Source organism: Streptomyces sp. BRA346, assembly GCF_052851135.1.
This window is the reverse complement of the sequence record NZ_JAIWIH010000005.1, coordinates 293,567-313,841: the sequence shown is the minus strand read 5'-3', so window position 1 is coordinate 313,841 and position 20,275 is coordinate 293,567. Positions and strand designations below refer to the sequence as shown.

The following is a 20,275-nucleotide window of genomic DNA, read 5'->3' as shown; positions in this document are numbered from 1 at the left end:
GGCGTCAGAATCGCCGTCTGGTCATCGACGGCGGGTGTGGCTGGGGGGCCAATGACGCATGCAAGGAATCCCTGGCGCCGGGAGCGCGCCCATCGCAAGCCCAGCGGGGCCGAAGACGCCGGCCTCGCGGATTTCCCGGTGCCGCGCGACCTGCTGCGCCGCCACGACCTGAGGAAAGTCGGCGATGAGCTCGCCCGCCGGATCACCCCCGAACAGGCCCGTCATCTCGAAGCCGTCTCGGAGAGGCAGAACTCCGCGACGGTCGTGGCGAGCGTCCCCACCGATGTGGCCCATTGCCACCCCGTCGAAGCCTTCCCGCAGTCCTCGACCGGTCCGTCCGGTACGCCCCCTGCCGGGTCGGCGGCGGCGAGCTTTCCGGGCATCCGGGCCCTGAGGTTACTGCTCAGCGATCCCGCTCTGTCGTCCCTGCCCGCCGTCGCCGCTCTTCTGGCAGGAGGAGACGCGGCGCTCGCTCTGCTCCGCGGCGCGGAGAGGGGGCCACAGACGATGCGCAGCGTCCGGGAATTCGCGAAATCGTGTATCTGGCGGGATCTGGCCATGGCGGCCGGACAGCCGAACTGCCCTTACGGCGCCTTGGCGCTGGGGCTGCTCCGCGGAGACCACGCCGCGTTCCCGGCTTCCGTCGCCGACGCGCTGAACGCGGCGTGGAAGGAAATGATCGTGTCTTTTCCCGAGCTGCCGGAGGAGCCGATCGGGTGGAGTGCGTTGGACTCCCTCGTCGTACCTCTGGGAAACCCCTCCCCGCGCAATGGCCGAACGGGCACTGGCCCTATGGGTGAGGAACTCGACGAACCGGCTCCGGCGGATTCCCCGGCGTCCGAGCCTCAGGCCCCGGAGACCACCGGCCGTCTTCTCGAACGCCTGGCCGCGTCAGTCGGTCCCGCGGCTCTCGCTGCGGAACGTGCCGCGGCCGCGCTGCACGAGAACCGATACCCACTGCCGACCGACTTGGCCATGGTCGACGAGGCCGCCCGGCTCTTCCGCACCGTGGCGGGCGAGTTGCGCACGGACCTCCCGCCGGAGGAGTGGAACCTGGCCGCCTTCCATGACACGTGGGAAAGCGCCGAACGGCTCAGTGAGACACGGGCCGAGCTCATCGCGCTGACCGGGCTCACCGGTCCCGCCTGGTGCGAGTCCAAGCTGGAGCACGTACGCCGGCGGGCCCGCGAGCTGGTCGAGGAGACCGCCTCCACGGAACAGCCGGACGCGGCCGATCTCGTAGCCCTGTCCAACTTCATCCGCCAGTCCGCGGCCGACGACGACGGCGGCCAAGCCGAGACCCAGCGGCTGATGCCGTTGCTGTCCGAACGTCTGCCGGGGACCTGGATACCGCTTCTGGCCGTCGCGGCCATGCGCCAGCTGAACCTCCCTGCCGTCCGCTCCGCGCAGCCGACCGAGTCAGACGCCCCGGGCCTCTCCGTGCCGGACGGTATCCGGCGGGCCCACGCGCCGATCGCCTCGCCCGCCGACCTCGCGGACAACCCCGGATCCGCCGATCAGGACCCCATCGCGCTGGAGACCGACGTCCACGACGTCGGCGACGTCGAGAGCGGGGAATCGGAGGCGGCCCCCGACGACATCGACCTGCTCGACCAGGACATTGCCGCAATCCTGCTCGCCGACCCGACGACGGCACCGGCGCAGGCGGACCCTGCCCCTGTGGATGACGTCCCACCGGCGCGCGAAGACCTTGCCGCACCAACGGCACCCGACGAGGAGTCGGGCGATGCCGGGTCCGGAAGCGGACAGCCGGAGGCACCGCGCCAGGACCCGGCAACGAGCGGCTCGCCGGACACCGCGGCGCTCGCCGACGAGCCCGCCGCGCACGACGACGCGCAGAAGCACCCGGCCGAGCGGGGCGGCGTCAGCACGCCTGAATCCCGGACCGCCGAGGGCGGTGTGGCGCTCCGGACCTCCGATTCGACCTCCGATCCGTCCGAAGAGACCACCGGCGCCCCGGACCGGGCGAACGCCGGGCGCCCCACCCCTGCGGATCCGATCGTTGCCACGGCACAGGACCGCAGCGACGCGACCGGTCCGGAAGCCGCCGCTCTCCGCGCCGGGCGCTTCGCGTTGGCCGCCTGGATCCGCCGGGCATCGGGAGACACGAGCGCCGCGGTGCAGGTCCGGGAGGCCGCGGCCCTCGCAAGCCACCTCAACAGCGCGACCGGTGACATCGCCCACCGCTGCCAGGTGCTGCTGGACGGGCTGACCCCGGACCACTTCGCCGACGACCGGGCCGGCGCCATCCTGACCTGGGCGGTCGCCATCCGGGTGGGCCTCATCGCGCCGAATGCCCAGATCACCGCCTTGATCCGCGACCTGTCCCCGTACGCGGCACGGGGAAGCCGGTCGGTCATCGCGCTCTCCGAGGTGCTGGCCGAGGCCGTGCAGCAGGGCACCTTCATCGTGCCCGAGATACTCGGGACCGTCCGGGACGAGGCCGAGGCCGAGGAGCAGCGGCGGACGGCGGCGCAGCAGGCGGAGGAGATCTTCCACTCCGGGCCGCAGCGCAAGATCCGCTACCAGCTTGCCACCGAAGTCTGGCACCACCTCGTCGGCGCCGGTGGAGTCGTCGGCACCCTCTGCGCCCGCGTCGCGCGGGACGACCCCGCCGAGCTGGCCGAGGTCCGCCAAGAGGTCGCCCTGCTGCGTTCCACCGACGCGGTGGAACGGGAGATCGACCAGGCCACCCGGCACGTCGCCAAGGGACGCAAGCGGGTGGACTACGGCGCCCGGGAAAAGCTGCGCTCCCTGATCGGCGAAGCGGTCACGGTGGCGGCCACCTGGGCCGACCTGACCGGACGCCTGCACTTGAAGGAGGGCTACCAGGACAGCAACGCGTGGCTGGTCCGGCGGATCAACGAGCTGCGCGGCAACGTCCAGCGGTTCCGCGAGCCGGTACGGGAGGATCTTCTGCGGACCGGTGCGACCGGCGGTGATCCCCTGGAGGCGGCCGCCGCCGAGGCCGCGCAGCTCGTCCTCCAGAGTGCGTTCAACCTGCTGGACGGTCAGCCACAACCGGTCGCCAGCGACATCGTCGATGTCGTGCTCCGCGGTGACCTCCTCCTGCTGAGCAACCTCCCGGTCAGCCGACGGTCGTTGCAGCCGCTGGTTCCTGTCGACGCCACGTTCCTGCCCGCGCTCGCCGAGCTCGCACAGACGCGCCCGGACTACGCCATGGCCTTCGAAGCGCGCGCACGGTACGGCGACCACGTGGGCACCGGCGAGATCATCCGTGTCGTACGGGTCGACGATCCCCGTCTGGCCCAGGAGCTGCGGGCCCGCCGCGAGCACCACATCAAGACCCGGCGCGAGAAGTTGCGCGGGCAGCTCCGCGCGCTGTCCGACCGCATCGACTCGGGCCTGCGCAACGGCCTGCTCCAGTCCAACGACTGGTCGGTGCTGACGGCGCGCTACCGCGACCTGGACGACCCCGACCGCTACGACTTCAACCGGATCCCCGAGGAGGCCGCGGCCCTCGCCGCCGATCTCGAGACCCACTGCGAGCGGGCGCGCCGAGACCTCCGCGAGCGACTCGACAAGGCGACGGCCAACCCCCACGTCGCCGAGGTCGCGGACCGTATCAGCGCGCGCATCGCGGCCGACGACCTGACCACGGCCGACGAGTTCCTCGCCCAGGCGGAAGCCGGGAAGGAACTGCCTCCCGACGATGACGATCCCATCGGCATCGAGAGCTTCTTCCCCGCCGTGCCGGACGCCGTCAGCAGGTATCTGGGTCCCGCCGGTTCCCAGGCCGCCGGGGTGACCGACCTCATCATCCAGGTGCGCAAGACCCTGGAGTCCGCCCACAGCAAGGTCCCCGATCAACTCGCCGGTGTCATGGCGGTGCTGGGCGACCGGGGCCGTCTCAGCACGGACCGGCTGGCCGTTACCCGCAAGGCCCTCGGCCAGCTGAGGAACCTCACACAGGGACATCGCTTCGGCACCCGCGCCGACATCACCCATCTCGACAACATCCGGCAGGTGTTCAACGCCCTGGGCGTCGAGTCCGGCACCGTACGGCCCATCCAGGACGCGGAGAACGGCGCCGGCCGGCTGTGGATGCGGCTGTCCGATCTGCGGCTCCAGGGCGAGCCGGTGCTGCCGCAGTTCGGGAGCCTCGTGAGCCCCACCGGCCGGACGCTGCGCGTGCTGCTGGTGTGGAACGCCTCCGAGCCCAGTCAGCTGCTCGACTACACCAGGTACTGCCCCGCCGAGGAAACGGTCATCGTGCTGTACCTCGGTGTTCTCCAGCCGCAGCAGTGGCGGGAGTTGGCCCAGACCGCCCGCCGCCGACGCAGCGTCGTCGCGGTCCTGGACATCGCCGCGCTGCTCCACCTCCTGCTGCGCCAGGTGCCGGACATCGGTCTGCTCACCGGGATCCTCGCGCCGTTCACGTCCGCCGACCCGTACACCCCGAAGGCGGCCGGGGACGTGCCGGAGGAAATGTTCTTCGGCCGGGACAAGGAACTCGACGAGGTGCTCGACCGGCACGGATCCTGCTTCGTCTACGGCGGACGGCAGCTGGGCAAGTCGGCGCTGCTGCGTGCGGCACGGCGCCGGGTCCGGGCCACCGCCCCGAACCGGCTGGTCATCCTGGAGAGCATCTACTCCGTCGGCAAGCAGCCGGGCTCCTCGGATCACCTGTGGAACGTGCTGTGGCCCAAGCTGGCCGACGCCGGAGTCCTGAGCGGCCAGCCGCCGATGAAGGATGTCGGCGAGGCGGTGCACCGGGGCATCCTCGCCTGGGTGGACGCGGGTGACTCCCGTCAGCTGCTCATCCTGCTGGATGAGGCGGACGACTTCCTGCGCTTCGACGCGGAAGAGCGGTCCTTCGCCAATGTGCACATCATCCGCAAGATCATGGAGGACACAGGGCGCCGCGCGAAGGTGGTGTTCGCCGGACTGCACAGCACGGTGCGTTTCGAGAAGCTGCCCAATCAGCCGCTCGCGCACTTCGGAGCGCCGCTGTCCATCGGCCCCCTGAAGCCCCGCGACGCCTACCGGCTGCTCACCCGGCCGCTGGGGGCTCTCGGGTACACCTTCCCGGACAGCTCCGTGCCGGCCCGTGTGCTCGCCCTGGCCAACAACGCCCCGGCGCTCGTCCAGCTGTTCGCCACCGCCTTGCTGGAGCGGATGCGTTCGGCCACCGTCGCACCGGACGCGCCGCCGTCCGTCATCACCCGGGCCGACATAGACGCGGTCTGGGAGGACCGCAAGCTCATGGCGGACTTCCGCGAGCGGTTCCTGTGGACGCTCAACCTGGACAACCGCTACCGGGTCATCGCCTACTGCATCGCTCGCATGGCGCTCAACGACGGCGCTGCGGCATCCGCGACCGGCCGGGAGCTGATGGAGACGTGTCGCGGCAGATGGCCGGAGGGTTTCAGCGAGTGCAGCGGGGAGGAGTTCGCCGGTCTGCTCGGTGAGTGCGTCGAACTCGGTGTGCTCGGCACCGACGGCAATCGGTTCCGGCTGCGCACCCCCAATCTGCTCAGACTGCTGGGCACCCGGGAGCAGATCGAGGAGGAACTCGATCAGGCGTCGGAGCACCTCCAGCTTCCGCGCCGCTTCGAGGGCACGTCCTACCGGGCGCCGTACGGCGGCCGTCCTTCGGAGCGGTCGCCGCTGACGACCGGGCAGATCGGTCGGCTCTTCCGGCCCGCCAACGGCTGCTTCATCGTCACCGGCTCCGAAGCCGTCCAGGTCAGCCGGGTGCCTCGCGCCCTGGAAGAGGCCCACAAGGACGGCGCCGCGGTCCGGCAGGTGCAGCGGGTCGACTGCTCCACGGCGGAACTGTCCAAGGCGCTGCTCAAACCGGCCGGAGTGGGCCACCGGGTCATGGTGGTCAACCTCCTCGACGCGGCCCCCGAGCAGGCCCGAGAGATGGTGGCGCTCGCCAGGGAGCGTGTCGGCGTACCCGAGGGAACGCGGGAGGACGACACCCGGGCCGTGGTCCTGGTGACCGGCCCGCAGCAGAGCTTCCTGTGGGCCGGTGAACCCGGGGACCACACGGAGATCGTCTCGGTGCACCGCTTCGACCCGGCCGGCATCCGGCTGTGGATGTGGGACGCGGAGCTGCCGTTCCAGGAGCCCCGGCTCCAGGCCGAGCTGCTGCAACGCACCGGAGCGTGGCCCTACCTGGTCCACCAGGTCATCGAGTCCTACGTCTCCCGCGAGGCCAAGGACCGCGACGACGCCTACGCCCGCACGGAAGCCGCACTGGCGCAGGCCCCGGAAGCGATGCTCGCGCGCTGCGGGCTGCGCGCCAACCGCTCGCTGAGCGCCGCCTGGCGCCAGCTGGTCGCGCTGGGAGAGAAGGAGGGACAGGACCCCGAGCTCTTCTGCGAGTTGCTCCCGATGTCCGAGGACCCGGACTTGGCCCCCGATGTCCTGCGGAGCGACGGCTACGGTTCCCTGCGCGACGTGGTCGAAGTGCTTCGCCTCCTCGGCGCGCTCGTGGAGGACACCTCCGGTCTGCTGATGACCGAGCCCCTGCTGACCAGACTGGAACAGGCCTGCTCCCGTACGGCGCAGCCGCAGTGACCGCCATGGAACCGGCCACGCCTCCCACCCCTGCGCAGTTGCTGCGGGCCGCCGAGATCGTGCTGTCCCGCCCGGCCATGGCGGGCGTCGCGGCCGCCACCTCGCCCGAACGGTACGCAGCCGAGCAGGAGGGGACGCTCCGCCGCCTCTGGGACGGTTCGGCCGCGTTGCGGCGGACCGTCGGAGCGTTGGGCAGCGATCGTGCCGTCCCCTCCTCGTCCTCTGCCGTGCCCGGGGCGCGTCGACCGAGCGCCGGGGAGCGGCAGGTCCAGCGCCTCAAGGGACAACTGGCCGAAGCCAAGGAACGAGCACGGCTGTACCGCGGCCGGGCCGAACGGGCCCAGGACGAGGTCGACGCGTTGCGCACGCGGCTGGAGGAGAGCGGCGAGCGGTCCCGGGAGGCGGAGGAGACCGCCACCATCGTCGCGATGGAGCGTGACATCCTGTCCGCCCGCGCGAACGACCCGGTGCGTGCCCTGCGCACGGTGCACCGTGCCCTGCGATCCGCGGCCGCCGCCCGCTCCTCCGACCCGAGGGAATCGGCTGCGCCCGGGACCGACATCCTGCGGGCCCATCCCTCGGTGCGCCCGCTGCTGGAACTGATCGAGAGCGCCGGGGGCGACCGGGAAGGCCTGCTGAAGACCCTCGACGCGCTCCTCGTCCCCGATCTGCCCGGGGCGGCCCCGGCAGGCCCGGTGGAAACGTCCGTCGTGACCGGCCCACGGGTGGTTCCCCTCGGCGGAGGAACCGAAATCGGTGGTTCGTGCATCCTGGTGGAACTCGGCGACACGCGCGTGCTCGTCGACGCGGGCATCCGGAACGACGACCGTACCGACCATGTGGCGCCCCGCCTGCTCGACACGGAACTGGCCTCCGGGCCACCGGTCACCGCCGTCGTCGTCACCCACGCCCACAACGATCACGGCGGCTGGGTACCGGCCGTCGTCCGGCGCTGGCCGGGGGCGCGCGTACTGTGCTCGTCGGCGACGGCCGAGCTCCTCCCCCTCATGTGGCAGGACACCGCCCAGCTGATGCGCCGTCGGGCCGATGAGCGCCGGAGGTGGGGCGAGCGGAGCGCCGACGCGCCGTACGGGCGGGCCGAGGTCAATGCCGCGAGCCGTGCCATCGAAGATCTGCCGTTCGGGTTCCGCGTCCCGATCGGCGACCTGGACATCGAGCTCTTCCCCGCCGGGCACATCCTCGGCTCCGCCGGGGTAGTGGTCCGCGGTGCCGGGCGACGCATCGTGGTCAGCGGTGACGTGTCGGTCGAACGCCAGCTGGGAGCCGAACCGCTGAGCCTTCCGGTCACCACCGAGGAGACCGACCTGCTGGTCATGGAGTCGACGTGCTGCGACGCCCTCCACACGTCACGCGAGGCGATGGTCGAGGATCTGGTGCGCTCGGTCCGGGACGTCTGCGAGAACGGTGGACGGGTACTCATCCCGGCCACGGCCCTCGGCCGGGCCCAGGAGATCGCGCTGACCCTCAGTTCGCGACTGCCGGACCTTCCGGTCCTCATCGACGGGCTGGCCGGGAATGTCGCCGAGACGTACGGCCGCCACGCCGAGGCGACCGCGGCGGAACGGGCGGTGCTGTCCGACCGGGTCCGACGAGTGAAAGACCGCCGGGCCGAGCAGCTCACCTTCCGTCAGGGAGTGGTCGTCTCCACCGCCGGCACACTGCGCGGCGGTCCTGCCGTCATCTGGGCGCGGGACATTCTGCCGGATCCGGCCAACGCCCTGTTCATCTGCGGCTACCAGGACGAGGACGCCCCAGGACGCCGCCTGCTCGAACTGGCCGACGGCAGCGGCACCCTGGATCTCCCGGACGGCCCGGTCGAGGTGCGAGCCGCGGTGCGTCAGTTCCAGCTCGGCGCCCACGCCGACCGGCGCGGCCTCCTCCGGGTCATCGATGCGGTACAGCCCCAGGAGATCATGCTGGTTCACGGGCGAGAGGAAGCCCAGCGGCGATTCCGCCGACTGCTGCGGGAACGCGGAGACCGCCCGGTGGATACCGCGGCCTGGAGTCCTGCGCGCGGCTGATCGTTCCTGGACGGCGTTGGGCGCCCGCGCAGCTACGATCATGGAACGCAGAAGGTGCTGGTCGAGACTCGACCAGCACCCACACGCTTCATGGTGTCCGAGGGGGTATCTGGACCAATACCCCACGGCTCGCACCCCTCACGACGGTGCTGGCGTAGCCGCAGCGGGTCCGTGGCCGCCGCTCGACTCGACGGCGAGGCGCTTGGTAAAGGTCTTGCCGCCGTCCTTCACCTCGTACACGCCGCTCTGCGTCGCGGCCAGGACGTGCTGGGCATCGACGGCGGTGAGCGCCTGAGGCTGTCCACCGGGGACGGTGGCGAGCTTCTTCCACGTGGCGCCGCCGTCGGCGCTGCGGCTCAGCACGCCGGAGGTGTCGACGCCGTAGAGGGCGTTCTTGGCCTTCCAGGAGAGGAAGGCCATCACCGGCTGCCTGGTCCCGGCGAAGGTCTTGCCGCCGTCGGTACTGCGGGCGACACCGTCCGAGGTGGTGGCGAGGACGAGGTCTGCGTCGTCCGGGTCGACCGCGATGTCGAGCGCCTGGAACGTTGCTCCGTCCTTCCAGGTGGTGCCGTCCTTGCTGGTGCGGAGCAGGCCGTTGGTGGAGTCGTAGCCGTAGATGGTGCCGTGTGCGTAGTCCAGGGCGTGGAAGTCGGACTTCCCCGAGAGGGAGAGCGATCGCCAGGTCCTGCCCGCGTCGGTGCTCTTGATCAGTCCCTTGTTGCCGGGACCGTCCGACCCGGAGGCGGGGTGGCCGCTGGCGTAGAAGGTCTTGCCCTGGGCCACCGTGAAGCCCATGAAATCGTCCTTGCTGTTGCCCACCAGCTCGGGATTGCCCTTGGAGTCGGGGGTGTAGATGCCTTCGTGGGTCGCGACGTACAGGCGCTGGCCGGACGGGTCCAGCCCGAGTCCGTGGATGTGGCTGACAGTGGTGACGGCAGCGGACGAGTCCGTGTCGCCGTCTCCGCCGGAGCAGGCGGCCAGTGTGAGGCCGAGGGTGACGGCGGTGGCTGCCTGGACGGCGCGGTGCGTCTTCATGAGTCCTCGGGAATCGTGGGGCGGGCCGGGATATGACCGGGCGCGACCCAAGTAAGGGGTGTGAGGGGGGGCGACCGCCCCGGGCCCCCGGAGTGACCGGCTGAGCCCGGAACGGTCAGCGTTGTGATCGGATCAGAGCTTGTCGAGGATGCCCTGGAGCTGCTTGACCTCAGCGGTCTGGTCCTTGACGACATCGTCGGCGAGCTTCTTCGCGGTGGCGTTCTTACCGCTCTTCTGCTCGTCCTTCGCCATGTCGATCGCCCCGTTGTGGTGGCCGATCATCATCTCCACGAACATCTTGTCGAAGTCCGTGCCCTTGGCGGCCTTCAGCTCCTTCATGTCCTTGTCGGACATCATCCCGGCCATGCCCGAGTCGTCGGAGCTGCCGGAACCGTGATCCATACCGGGCATGCTGCTGCCGGAACCGTGGTCCATGCCGGGCATGCTGCTGCCCGACTCGGGCTTGCCCCAGGCCTTGAGCCAGGACTTCATCTTCCTGATCTCGGGATCCTGCGCCTTCTCGATGTCCCCGGCGAGGGTCTTGATCTTGGCGTCCTCGGCACGCTCGTCGGCGAGCTCGGACATCTCGATGGCCTGCTCGTGGTGGGGGATCATCATCTGCGCGAATTTCACGTCCGCGTCGTTGAACGCGCCCGGTGCGGGGTTCTCCCCGCTGCTCGCGCTCGCCGAGGCGGAGCTCTTGCTTCCGTGGTCCATGCCGCTCATGTCGTCGTCGTTGCCACAGGCGGCGAGGACCAAGCCTGCGGCGGCGACGGTGCTGACGAGAGCGATGCGGCGGACGCGCGGACGGAGCGCGCTGCGCTTGATGGCAGTCATGTCGAAAACCTCGTGGTGTCTGTTCTGCGGAAAGGTGGTCGAACGGGGTGCGCGGGCAGCACGAACCGCCCACGGTGGCGTTCGGCCTAGATCCGCAGGACTGACAGTTGAGCGAGGTCAGGCGGTCTACGCGGAGGGGGATTGGGGCGCAGGGCCGCCATGGCGCCATCGCGAAGCCGCGCCAGCCAGTCCGTCCTGCGGCTCAGAACCGCGCGGAGAAGACCGGCGAGAATCCACGTGCCGAGCACGGCCACGCACAGCGAGGCCATGTCCATCCCCATGGCCGGGGAGTGGGAGGACGCCTTGCTGTCCTGATGGGAATCCGACGTGCGCGCGGAGACGGCAACGTCCCGCGGCGAGGACAATCCGCCGTCGGTGTGGGCGGTCGTGGCCGATGAGTGAGCCGCTCCCATGCTCGTGTGGGAGGCGCTGTCGGGATGGCCCATCGAGTGCATCACGAAGAGGCCCATCGCGAGCGCGACGACGAGCAGCAGGTGCCCGAGGGCACCTCCTGTGCGTACGTATCGGCTCACATGCACGTCGGGACTCCATCTGTGGTCGCTCCGCTCTCCGACGTTACCGAAGCGGACCGGATCATGCCGCGCGGGTCGGGCGCGGGAGTGACCTACTAAGCTGTTTGGTAGTGATGGTAACGGCAGAGGGCGAACGCATGCGCACCTGGACGCCACGTCAGTGGGTGGCGGCGATGGCCGGTATCGGCCCACCCGGTGTCCGGCGGGACGACCTCGCGGCCGTCCCGCGGGACAAGCTTGGAGGACATGGCACAGGCAGCACCGGAGTTCCCGCCGGGGACGGCGCTCGGAGAACACGCGTTGACCTACGGCCACTTGGTCGACGGCATCCTGCGCGCAGGCGCCGGGACCACACTGGGCGTCTGAGGCCACGAGGCCGTCGACAGGACCGTGAGGCGGATCACGTCTGACGGCGGCCAGCGGACCGTGGCCCGTGCGAAAGGGTGCCGAGGGTGGGACGACCTGCCGTTTCATAAGACCCGAAGCGTCAGCCTGATCCATCGCGTGAAATCTGTGTACCGCTGTTAACTCGGCGTTTCCGAGAGAAGTTTGCGCCGCGCCGTCGAGCAATGGTTACGATCACGGCATGGTTACGGCTTGGTCGCGCTCCGGCATGCTGCGGCCCCGCTCTGCGGGGCCGTTGCGTCTGCTGTGGCTGGCCGTTCTGGTGCTCGGTGTCCTGGTCGCGCACGGCGCGAGTGCCGAGAGCGCCCAGGGGCACACAGGGGCCGGTGCAACCGCGCCCACACACGCGTCCGCCGTGATTCATGCAGGTCACACGAGCGGATCCGGAGGAGGCTGCACTGCCGCGAGCGAGTCGCCTGACATTGCGGCAGCCGATGGCCAGCACGAGGATGATGGCTCGCACCACCCGGTCGAAGACTGCGTCTCCGGCCAGCCCCAGCAGGACCTGCACCTGGCCGCTCCCAGTCTGTCGACCTGGGGTCCTGTGCCATCGACGCACGCGTTTGCGTTGGGGAAGTCCGGCCCCTTCCGATCGGGGCCGACCGTTCCTTCGTTGACGGCTTCGAGAGTCTCCGTGGTTCAGCAGGTCTAGATTCCGGCGTCCCCCCCACTGGCCGCCGCTCTCCTGAGAAATGACAGCCCCCGTTCTGCGGGACGGGTCGGCCACATGCGGTCAGTTCCCGGCACCTTGGACGTCCGTAGCCACGCTTCCTCGCGTTGAACGGACCGCTCCCGGGCGCCTGCCTGCTCGGATGCCTGCTGATCCCGATCCGCCGCTCCCTCCCCACACCGTGGGAGCGACGGCCGCCACCCGGAGGAACCGTGCCGTTCCACCCCCTTTCCCACACTCACATCAGCCGCCCGGCTGCCAGGGCTCGGCTGCTGCGCCTGCTGGTCTTCGTCCTCGGAGTCTCACTGCTGTGGGCGTTCGACTGTTCTGCCACGCACGCTGACGACAGCCATACGCAGGGCCGACCCTCGGCCTCGGCCGATCCGGTCCCGCTCGCGTCGGCGGCAGACACCGAGCGTGCGATGCCCCATGGACCGCATCCACACTCCGGTGCACATTGCGCGCCGTACCCGGTCGGCCAAGTGGCCCCGCAAGCACGGCAGTTGTTCACGGAGACGGCGGTCATCGCCGTCTTCGCCGGAGTGGCGGCCGGAGTGACCGCCGCCGTGGCCGGCCAGCAGTGGGCCGCTCACCACGGAGGAAGCAGACCCCGGATACGGCGCTCAGGCCGGTCCACCCTCGCCGTCGTCTGCCGGTGGCGGATCTAGACGGGCCTTCGCGGCCAACGACACGGGCCGCCGTGCTGCCACCAGGTCCCGAGGCGGATGCCTCTTCCTGGGTCGGACAGCACGCCCGACGCATACCCGTCACACCACCGATGAGAGCGGAAGATGCACCCGCAGACCACAACCGAGAGCACACTTCCCACCCGCTCGGCCCTGTCCGGGCTCGTGGGCGACACCCCGGTTCTCCGGATCTCCGAGCCCCTCACCCCCGCTGACCGGGGGTTCTGGGCGAAGCTGGAGGGTTTCAACCCCGGCGGGATCAAGGACCGGCCCGGCCTGTACATGGTCGAGCGGGCCCGCGCCCGTGGTGATCTGCGCCCCGGCGCCAGGATCATCGAATCCACCAGCGGCACCCTCGGCCTGGGACTGGCCCTGGCCGGCATGGTCTACGGCCACCCCGTCGCCCTGGTCACCGACCCGGGGCTGGAGCGGTCCATGACCCAGCTGCTGACCACCTACGGAGCCCGGGTCGACGTCGTCCCCGAACCCCACCCCACCGGCGGCTGGCAGCAGGCGCGGCGCGAGCGAGTGGCTCAGCTCATGGCGCAGCACCCCGGCTCGTGGTGCCCCGACCAGTACAACAACCCCGACAACACCACCGCCTACACCCCACTCGCGCTGGAGCTGGCCTCCGAACTGGGCCACCTCGACGTGCTCGTGTGCAGCGTGGGTACCGGCGGTCACTCCGCCGGTGTCTCCCGGGTGTTGCAGGCCCTGTACCCGGAGCTGAAGCTCGTCGGCGTCGACACCATCGGCTCGACCATCTTCGGGCAGCCCGCCCGCACCCGGCTGATGCGCGGCCTGGGGTCGAGCATCTATCCCCGCAACGTCGCCTACGACAACTTCAGCGAGGTGCACTGGGTGGCACCGGCCGAGGCGGTGTGGACCTGCCGCCAGCTCGCCGCCTCCCACTACGCCAGCGGCGGCTGGAGCGTCGGCGCGGTCTCCCTGGTGGCGGGCTGGCTGGCCCGCACCCTGCCCGCGGACACGAAGATCGCGGCGATCTTCCCCGACGGCCCGCAACGCTATCTCGGCACGGTCTACGACGACGACTACTGCGCCGCCCACGGTCTGCTCGACTCCCCGCCGCCCGTCGAACCGGAGACGATCGGCCGCCTGGACGAGAAGGAAGTCAGCCGCTGGACCCGGTGCACCACCGTGGTCGACCCGCTCACCCTGTCCGATCCGGCACGGGAGAACGACGCTGCCGAGCTCCCTGAGTTCGACGCTCAGGTGGAGGGAGACCGGTGATGGACCGGCAGTCACTTTCCGGAGGAACCCTGGCGCAGCTGCGCTCCTACCCGCGCAGCGTCGAGTTGTTGATGGTGAACCAGTTCTCCATCAACCTCGGCTTCTACATGCTGATGCCGTACTTGGCCGCGCACCTGTCCGGCACGGTCGGGCTGGCCGGCTGGGCCGTCGGGCTCGTACTCGGCATACGCAACTTCAGCCAGCAGGGGATGTTCCTGGTCGGCGGAACCCTGGCCGACCGGCTCGGCTACAAGCCGCTGATCATCGCCGGGCTGATGCTCCGCATTGTCGGTTTCGCGACCCTCGGCCTGGTGGACGCGCTGCCCGCGCTGCTCGCCGCATCCGCGGCGACCGGGCTGGCGGGCGCCCTGTTCAACCCGGCGGTCAGGGCCTATCTGGCGGCGGACGCCGGGGAGCGCAGGGTCGAAGCGTTCGGGCTGTTCAACATCTTCTACCAGGCCGGCATCCTGCTCGGTCCCCTCGTCGGCATGGTGCTCACCGGTGTCGACTTCCGCGTCGCCTGCCTGGTGTCGGCCGGGATCTTCGCGCTGCTGAGCATCGTGCAGCTCCGCAGTCTGCCCGCCCGCCGGGCACACGACGCGCCGACCACCAAGGGAAGCGGCAGGCAGGACGGCGTGCTGTCCCAGTGGCGCACCATCGTGGCCAACCGGCCGTTCCTGCTGTTCTCGGTCGCCATGATCGGCTTCTACGTCATGCAGTTCCAGGTCTATCTCGCCCTGCCGCTGGAAGTGCGGCGCCTGGGCGGCGACGGAACGTCCGGGACAGCGGCGGTGGCGATGCTCTTCGCCGTTTCGGGCCTGAGCACGATCCTCTTCCAGACCAAGGTGACCGCGTGGTGCAAGGCCCGCATGGAGCCGGGCCGGGCCCTTGCCTGGGGCCTGTTCACCATGGGCGTGGCCTTCCTGCCCCTGCTGGTACCGACGGCCGTGCCCGTGCCGGAGGGCGGAGTGGCGTTGTGGCTGCTCGCGGCCGTCCCGCCCGCGCTCTCCGCTCTGCTCCTGGCGGTGGGGACGATGATCGCCTACCCGTTCGAGATGGACACCATCGTCCGACTCTCCGGTGACCGCCTGGTCGCCACCCACTACGGGCTCTACAACACCATCTGCGGCGTCGGCATCACGCTCGGAAACCTGCTGACCGGGGCCTCTCTGGACGCCGCCCGCGCGGCCGGCGTCTCCGCGCTCCCGTGGATCGTGCTCTGCGCGCTCGGCCTGGTCTGTGCCGCCGCCCTGTACGGACTGCACCGCACCGGCCGCCTCGCGCCGCCGGTACGCGATACACAGCCCGAGTCGGTGCCCACCTGACCGATGGTCCTACGGCAGGGAGGACGAGCCTTCCTTCGTCCTCCCTGCCGGCCATGCGTCGAAGCCTCCACCGAATGCGGCCGCCGGGGCGGCCGTTCCTCAACGAACCATTAGGGATGGAAATTCACCGTGAGCTCGAAACCCGTCGTACTGGTGGCCGAGAAACTGTCGCCCGCCACTGTCGGCGCCCTGGGCCCGGACTTTGAAATCCGGCTCCGCGATGGCGCCGACCGAGCCGAACTGCTCACCGCGATCGCGGATGCCGACGCGCTCCTGGTGCGCAGCGCGACCACGGTCGACGCGGAAGCCTTCGCCGCCGCCAAGAAGCTGAAGGTCGTCGCCCGCGCCGGTGTCGGCCTCGACAACGTCGACGTCTCCGCCGCCACCCAGGCCGGCGTCATGGTCGTCAACGCCCCGACCTCCAACATCGTCACCGCCGCCGAGCTCGCCTGCGGCCCGCTCATCGCCACCGCGCGGAACATTCCGCAGGCCGACGTACCCGCTACTGGCGGGTCCTTTTCTGGTTGCTGCCGCCGGTGCAGTTCCAGATCGCGGTCTGGACTCCGTTGGTGGTGTTCGCGTTCGGTATGTCCAGGCAGCGTTGGGAACCCACGCCGCGGAGCGGTCCGGTGTTACCGCCGCCACCCGCCACCACCGGAGTTGGTGCCGCTGCCGGTGAGAGAGGTGGCGGACGCCTGCCCGCTACGGTTGCCGCGGCGGGCAGGGCGACGTGTCGTTCATCGCTGTCACAGGGCCGCGACCCAGGACGTTCCGTTGCTCGTGGCGTCGCCGCGGAGGCGGTCACGGGCGGCGGTGTCGCCGTACAGGCCCCAGCGGAACCAGTCCAGGAAGGTGTTCTCCGTCTGGGCGTAGTACGGGTACTGCGGTGTCAGGAACGAGCCGTGGTCGGCGCCGTTCTGGGTGAGGAACGCCTTCGGCGCGGGGAGTTCGCTGTACGCCTGTCGCGCCGAGTTGATGGGGCAGGTCCCGTCGTTGCTGCCGTGGATGAACAGCACCTTGGCTTTGAGGCCGGCGGGGTTGCCCATGTCCACGCAGGCGACCGGGACGGCGGCGACGATGCGGTTGTCCGGCCAGGCGGTGAGCAGGCCGTGGGTGGTCATCCCGCCCATCGAGTGGCCGGAGACGCCGACACCGGTCCTGGTGTCGATGTGTCCGGCGAACGGGCTGCCCGTGTTCAGCGCCAGTGTCCGGGTGAGGACCTCGGAGACGTCCTTCGACCAGTTGCCGTTGTAGACGCTGCCGATGTTGGTGTTGTCGGAGAACGAGGGAGCGGGGCAGATGAAGCCGGCGGCGGCCAGGTCGTGGGTCTGCGAGGAGTAGCAGTCGGAGTTGCACCCCATGCCGTGGCTCCACTCGGCGATGGGGAAGACGCCGCTCGCGATGGGGGCGTCCGGGATGGGGTTGCCGCCCGGGTTGCCGGTGGCGGCCGGGTAGAAGATCTTGGTGAGGAGCTGGCGCCCGCCGCGGGACCAGTTGTACTGCCGTACCCCGATGGGGAACTTCTGGGTGGGCGCCTGCCGCGGGGAGGCCGTCCGAGGTGTGGGGGTGCCGGCGACCGCAGGGCCGCCGAGCGCGGATAAGCCCACGCCGGCCGCTGCGGCCGTGCCGAGGAAGGTGCGCCGTCGCATCGACATCGATGACTCCTGGTGGTGGATGATGGGGGGATGTGGTGGCCGGGATTCAGCCGCCCGAGCACCTCGGCGCGGCGCTACTTCGACGCTGTCGCCGCGGAGGCGGCGGTGAACCGCCACCAATTCATGTTGAGCAGATAGCCACTGCCGCCGGTGAACCTCAGGTACAGGTCCTGGGTGCCCGTCGCGCCGCTGACCGGACAGGACACCGTCGTCCAGGTCTGCCACCCACCGGTGTTCGGCACACCGCACCGGCCCGCCACGGTCCCGCTGGGGCCGCCCAGGCGCAGTTCGACGGCGCTGCCGCCGACCGTCGAGGCCACGCGTGCCGTGAAGGACGACGCACCCGCACCGAACCCGACGCCCTTGACCTTGATGTAGTCGCCGTTGTCGATGTACCCGACGTTCAGCCCTCCGTCGCCGGACGGCTCGGTCTCGACTCCCGACTCCCAGGCGATCGTCTCGGCTTCCTGACGTGTGTACGGATCGAGCGTGCCGACCTGAGGCGCCCCGGCGTTGGTCATGTTGATCGTCGGGATCGCGCCGTCGGATGTGTAGGAGAACTTCTCCACGGCGACCGAGCGCGTGTAGCCGCCCCCACCCGTGAGGGCGCCGTTGTGGTAGAAGAAGTAGGAATTCCCCTTGAAGTCGGTGATACCCGGGTGATTGGTGAAGCTGCGGCCCTGGGTGGGCATGACCGTGCCTCGGTAGGTCCACGGCCCGGTCGGGCCGGGGGCGGTCGAATAGGCGATGAACTCCGAGCAGCACTTGGCCGCGAAGACGATGTAGTACAGGCCGCCCCGCTTGTAGACCCAGGGCCCCTCTTCGAACAGGGTGGGCCGGTTGGCGTCTCCCGTACGGGTGCCGAAGCCCGCGGTGGTGAGCGGGATCTTGGTGGGGCTGCCCGCGTAGGAGGTCATGTCCGCGTTCAGCTTGACGTACCACAGGTCCGGGTTCCCCCAGTACAGGTATGCCTGGCCGTCGTCGTCGATGAAGACCGTCGGGTCGATCTGGCCGTTCTCCACCAGGGGATGGCCGAGGGCGTCACGGAACGGCCCGGTGGGGCTGTCGGCCACCGCCACGCCGATGGCCATCCGGCCGGTCGCCCGGTTCGTCATCGGCACGTACCAGTAGAACTTGCCGTTGCGGTAGACGGCCTGTCCCGCCCAGGCGTTGGAGGATGCCCAGCTGAAGGAGGACAGGCTGAGCGGGGAGCCGTGGTCGGTCCAGTTGACCATGTCGCCGGAGGACCACACCCGCCATTCCTTCATGGTGTAGTTGGTGGAGTTGTCCTCGTCGTGCCCGGTGTAGAGGTACACCCGGCCGTTGTGGACCAGCGGCGCGGGGTCTGCGGTGAAGATGGTCTGCACGATCGGGTTGTCCGCCCTTGCCGCGGTGGGCTGGACGACGGCGGGGACGGCGAGGGCGAGCATGAGGCCCACCACCCAGGCGACTGCTCGCCTGAGTCTCCTGCCGGCCGAAAACGGTAACGCTGGCGAAAGCGGTCGGGCGTAGGTCATCGTCGGCTCCAAAGGCAGTGGCTTACGCGGGAGGTGACAGCCGAGACGGCCCCGCCGCGATCAGGACGCGGGCGACGGCCGGCCTCGGCTCGGAATGAGCGGGTCAGCGGTAGCCGGCGGCGACCACGTTGGCCTGGACGGCGCTCTCCATCTGGTCGGAGGGATAGCCCGCGGCCATGGCGCCCTCGTAGAAGGTGCCGGCGCTGAGGTTGGCGCCGCCGGGCTTGCAGCAGTCGCCGCCGCTGCCCAGGACGATGGCGCCCTGCTTCTTCATGGGGCTGTAGCCGTCCGGCAGGCCGCCGTCCCACAGGGTGGTCAGGTTGCCGGTCTGGGCATCGCTGCCCTTGATGGCGAAGCGGGAGGTGCCGTTGTTCTTCAGGGTGGCGGTGACGAACTTGCTGGTGAAGGCCCGCTGGAAACGTCCAGGTGAGCGGCGGCAACTGGCCGACGGCCGCACGGCAGGTCATGGACCGGGCCGGCATCGAGCCCGGCGGGCGGCCCCCGCCGCCCGCTAGTGCCGCGTCAGCCAAGGTTCACCCCGCTCGGACCGAGTAGGCCCACTACGAGGCCGATCCGGCGCCTTGCATCTGACCGCACCAGGACGCCTCGCTACCGGGCAAACCTTGACTGACGCGGCACTAGGCCGAGCCCGAGGACACAGCATCAGTAGCCGTAGATCATCTTGTAGGCGGCCTCGGGGAGGAACTGGCCGGCCGAGGAGCCGGATCCGACGCCGCAGTTGCCGTCGGACTCGCCCGGGGTCTTGATCCACAAGAGCATCTCGGCGCCTCCGCCCAGCTGGGTGGGGGTGCCGATGCGGCGGCCCGACGGATTGCACCACTGGCCGTTGGATCCGTTGCCGTTGCGACTGGTGTCCACGACGAACGGCTTGGTGTAGCCGTAGCGGGCGTTGAGTTCGCTGTTGACGCGGTTGCCGTAGGCGGTGTTCTCGGCCGTGGTGAAGTAGTTGGAGACGTTGAGGGAGAAGCCGTGGGCCTGCCGGAGACCGGCTTCGTGGAGGCGCCGGGCCATGGTCGCCGGGTCCGCCCAGCCCGGGTTGCCGGCGTCGAGGTAGACCCAGGTGTTGGGGGCCTGACGGTTGAACTGGGCGAGGGCGCCGGTGAGCATGCCCTCGCGTTCGTCGATCTGAGCCTGGGTCATGCATCCGTAGTCCCCGAGGGAGTCCGGTTCGAGGATCACGACAGCCGGGCGGTTGGCGATCCCGCCGGCGAACTGGGCGATCCAGGTCGCGTAGGCGGACGGCGAAGCGGCCCCGCCCGCGGAGTGCCCGCCGCAGTAGTCGCGGTTGTATATGTTGTAGGCGACGAGGATGGGTAGTCTGTCCCGACTGTCCGCGGCGCCCACGTACGCGCCGGTGGCGGTGCCGATGGTGCCGCTCCAGGAGCCGAACCAGCGGGCCATCGGGGTATTGGCGATGGAGACGTTGATCGCGGACGCCCGGCCGTCGCCGGGGTTTGCGGCGACCCACCTCTTCGCGCTGGAGTCGGGGTCCGCGTAGAACCCGTTGGTCATGGTGGTCGGGTCGGCCGCGTGGGCGGACGGTGCGATGGCGAGCGCCAGCGGCAGAGCGAAGAACGCTGCCACCAGGGCGCGGAGTCCGTGGCGCATGACTGTACCTCGGTTTCCTGACAGGGATGCGCCGCACGCTCTCGGTCACGGGCGAGCGACGCGCTGAGGAAGTGCGGTGGTACGAGGCCCCCTTGCACCGGCGGCTCCCCGGCGGGGACG

The 20,275-nt window shown here is 70.2% G+C and carries 11 protein-coding genes and 2 pseudogenes; 6 read left to right on the top strand and 7 right to left on the bottom strand.

Annotated features, from left to right (window positions below):
- The first annotated feature begins 51 nt into the window (after window positions 1–51).
- Together LCH29_RS08205 and LCH29_RS08200 are read left to right on the top strand one after the other, a co-directional pair.
- Window positions 52–6,570 (top strand): hypothetical protein, encoded by a 6,519-nt coding sequence (locus LCH29_RS08205; RefSeq protein WP_446461031.1) that lies wholly within the window; start codon window positions 52–54, stop codon window positions 6,568–6,570.
- Between the two features lie 5 nt (window positions 6,571–6,575).
- Window positions 6,576–8,612, top strand: a complete 2,037-nt coding sequence (locus tag LCH29_RS08200) for an MBL fold metallo-hydrolase (RefSeq protein ID WP_446461030.1) — start codon at window positions 6,576–6,578, stop codon at window positions 8,610–8,612.
- A gap of 138 nt (window positions 8,613–8,750) precedes the next feature.
- Here the strand turns inward: LCH29_RS08200 and LCH29_RS08195 are convergent, their stop codons facing one another.
- The 3 genes from LCH29_RS08195 to LCH29_RS08185 all read right to left on the bottom strand — a co-directional run bounded on the left by LCH29_RS08195 (window position 8,751) and on the right by LCH29_RS08185 (window position 11,023).
- Complete coding sequence (locus LCH29_RS08195) at window positions 8,751–9,647, bottom strand: F510_1955 family glycosylhydrolase (protein WP_446461029.1); 897 nt, start codon at window positions 9,645–9,647, stop codon at window positions 8,751–8,753.
- 132 nt (window positions 9,648–9,779) lie between these two features.
- Window positions 9,780–10,484, bottom strand: a complete 705-nt coding sequence (locus LCH29_RS08190) for a DUF305 domain-containing protein (protein WP_446461028.1) — start codon at window positions 10,482–10,484, stop codon at window positions 9,780–9,782.
- A gap of 86 nt (window positions 10,485–10,570) precedes the next feature.
- A complete protein-coding gene (locus LCH29_RS08185; protein WP_446461027.1) occupies window positions 10,571–11,023 on the bottom strand; it encodes a DUF6153 family protein in 453 nt (150 codons plus the stop codon).
- Between the two features lie 1,551 nt (window positions 11,024–12,574).
- On the opposite strand from LCH29_RS08185, the gene LCH29_RS08180 reads away from it, so the two are divergent.
- The 4 genes from LCH29_RS08180 (at window position 12,575) to LCH29_RS08165 (ending at window position 16,227) form a co-directional block, all read left to right on the top strand.
- Entirely contained in the window at window positions 12,575–12,760 is a 186-nt protein-coding gene (locus LCH29_RS08180) for a hypothetical protein (protein WP_446461026.1), read from the top strand.
- A 123-nt stretch (window positions 12,761–12,883) separates the two neighbouring features.
- On the top strand, window positions 12,884–14,029 hold the full coding sequence (locus LCH29_RS08175; RefSeq protein WP_446461025.1) for a PLP-dependent cysteine synthase family protein: 1,146 nt from the start codon (window positions 12,884–12,886) through the stop codon (window positions 14,027–14,029).
- The gene (locus LCH29_RS08170; RefSeq protein ID WP_446461024.1) at window positions 14,029–15,354 is read left to right on the top strand and encodes an MFS transporter; all 1,326 of its coding nucleotides are present in this window, start codon (window positions 14,029–14,031) and stop codon (window positions 15,352–15,354) included. Before LCH29_RS08175 ends, LCH29_RS08170 begins: the two co-directional genes overlap by 1 nt.
- Window positions 15,355–15,483: 129 nt before the next feature.
- On the top strand, window positions 15,484–16,227 hold the full coding sequence (locus LCH29_RS08165) for a hypothetical protein (RefSeq protein ID WP_446461023.1): 744 nt from the start codon (window positions 15,484–15,486) through the stop codon (window positions 16,225–16,227).
- 35 nt (window positions 16,228–16,262) lie between these two features.
- On the opposite strand, the pseudogene LCH29_RS08160 reads toward LCH29_RS08165, so the two are convergent.
- From LCH29_RS08160 to LCH29_RS08145, 4 genes and pseudogenes are all read right to left on the bottom strand, one after another.
- A pseudogene (locus LCH29_RS08160) lies at window positions 16,263–16,715 on the bottom strand (alpha/beta hydrolase); the annotation flags it as partial.
- A gap of 368 nt (window positions 16,716–17,083) precedes the next feature.
- Window positions 17,084–18,448 (bottom strand): glycoside hydrolase family 43 protein, encoded by a 1,365-nt coding sequence (locus LCH29_RS08155; RefSeq protein ID WP_446461285.1) that lies wholly within the window; start codon window positions 18,446–18,448, stop codon window positions 17,084–17,086.
- Between the two features lie 181 nt (window positions 18,449–18,629).
- A pseudogene (locus tag LCH29_RS08150) lies at window positions 18,630–18,941 on the bottom strand (arabinofuranosidase catalytic domain-containing protein); the annotation flags it as partial.
- Between the two features lie 248 nt (window positions 18,942–19,189).
- Window positions 19,190–20,155, bottom strand: coding sequence for a glycoside hydrolase family 6 protein (locus LCH29_RS08145; protein ID WP_446461022.1), 966 nt, complete (start codon window positions 20,153–20,155; stop codon window positions 19,190–19,192).
- Between the last annotated feature and the right edge of the window lie 120 nt (window positions 20,156–20,275).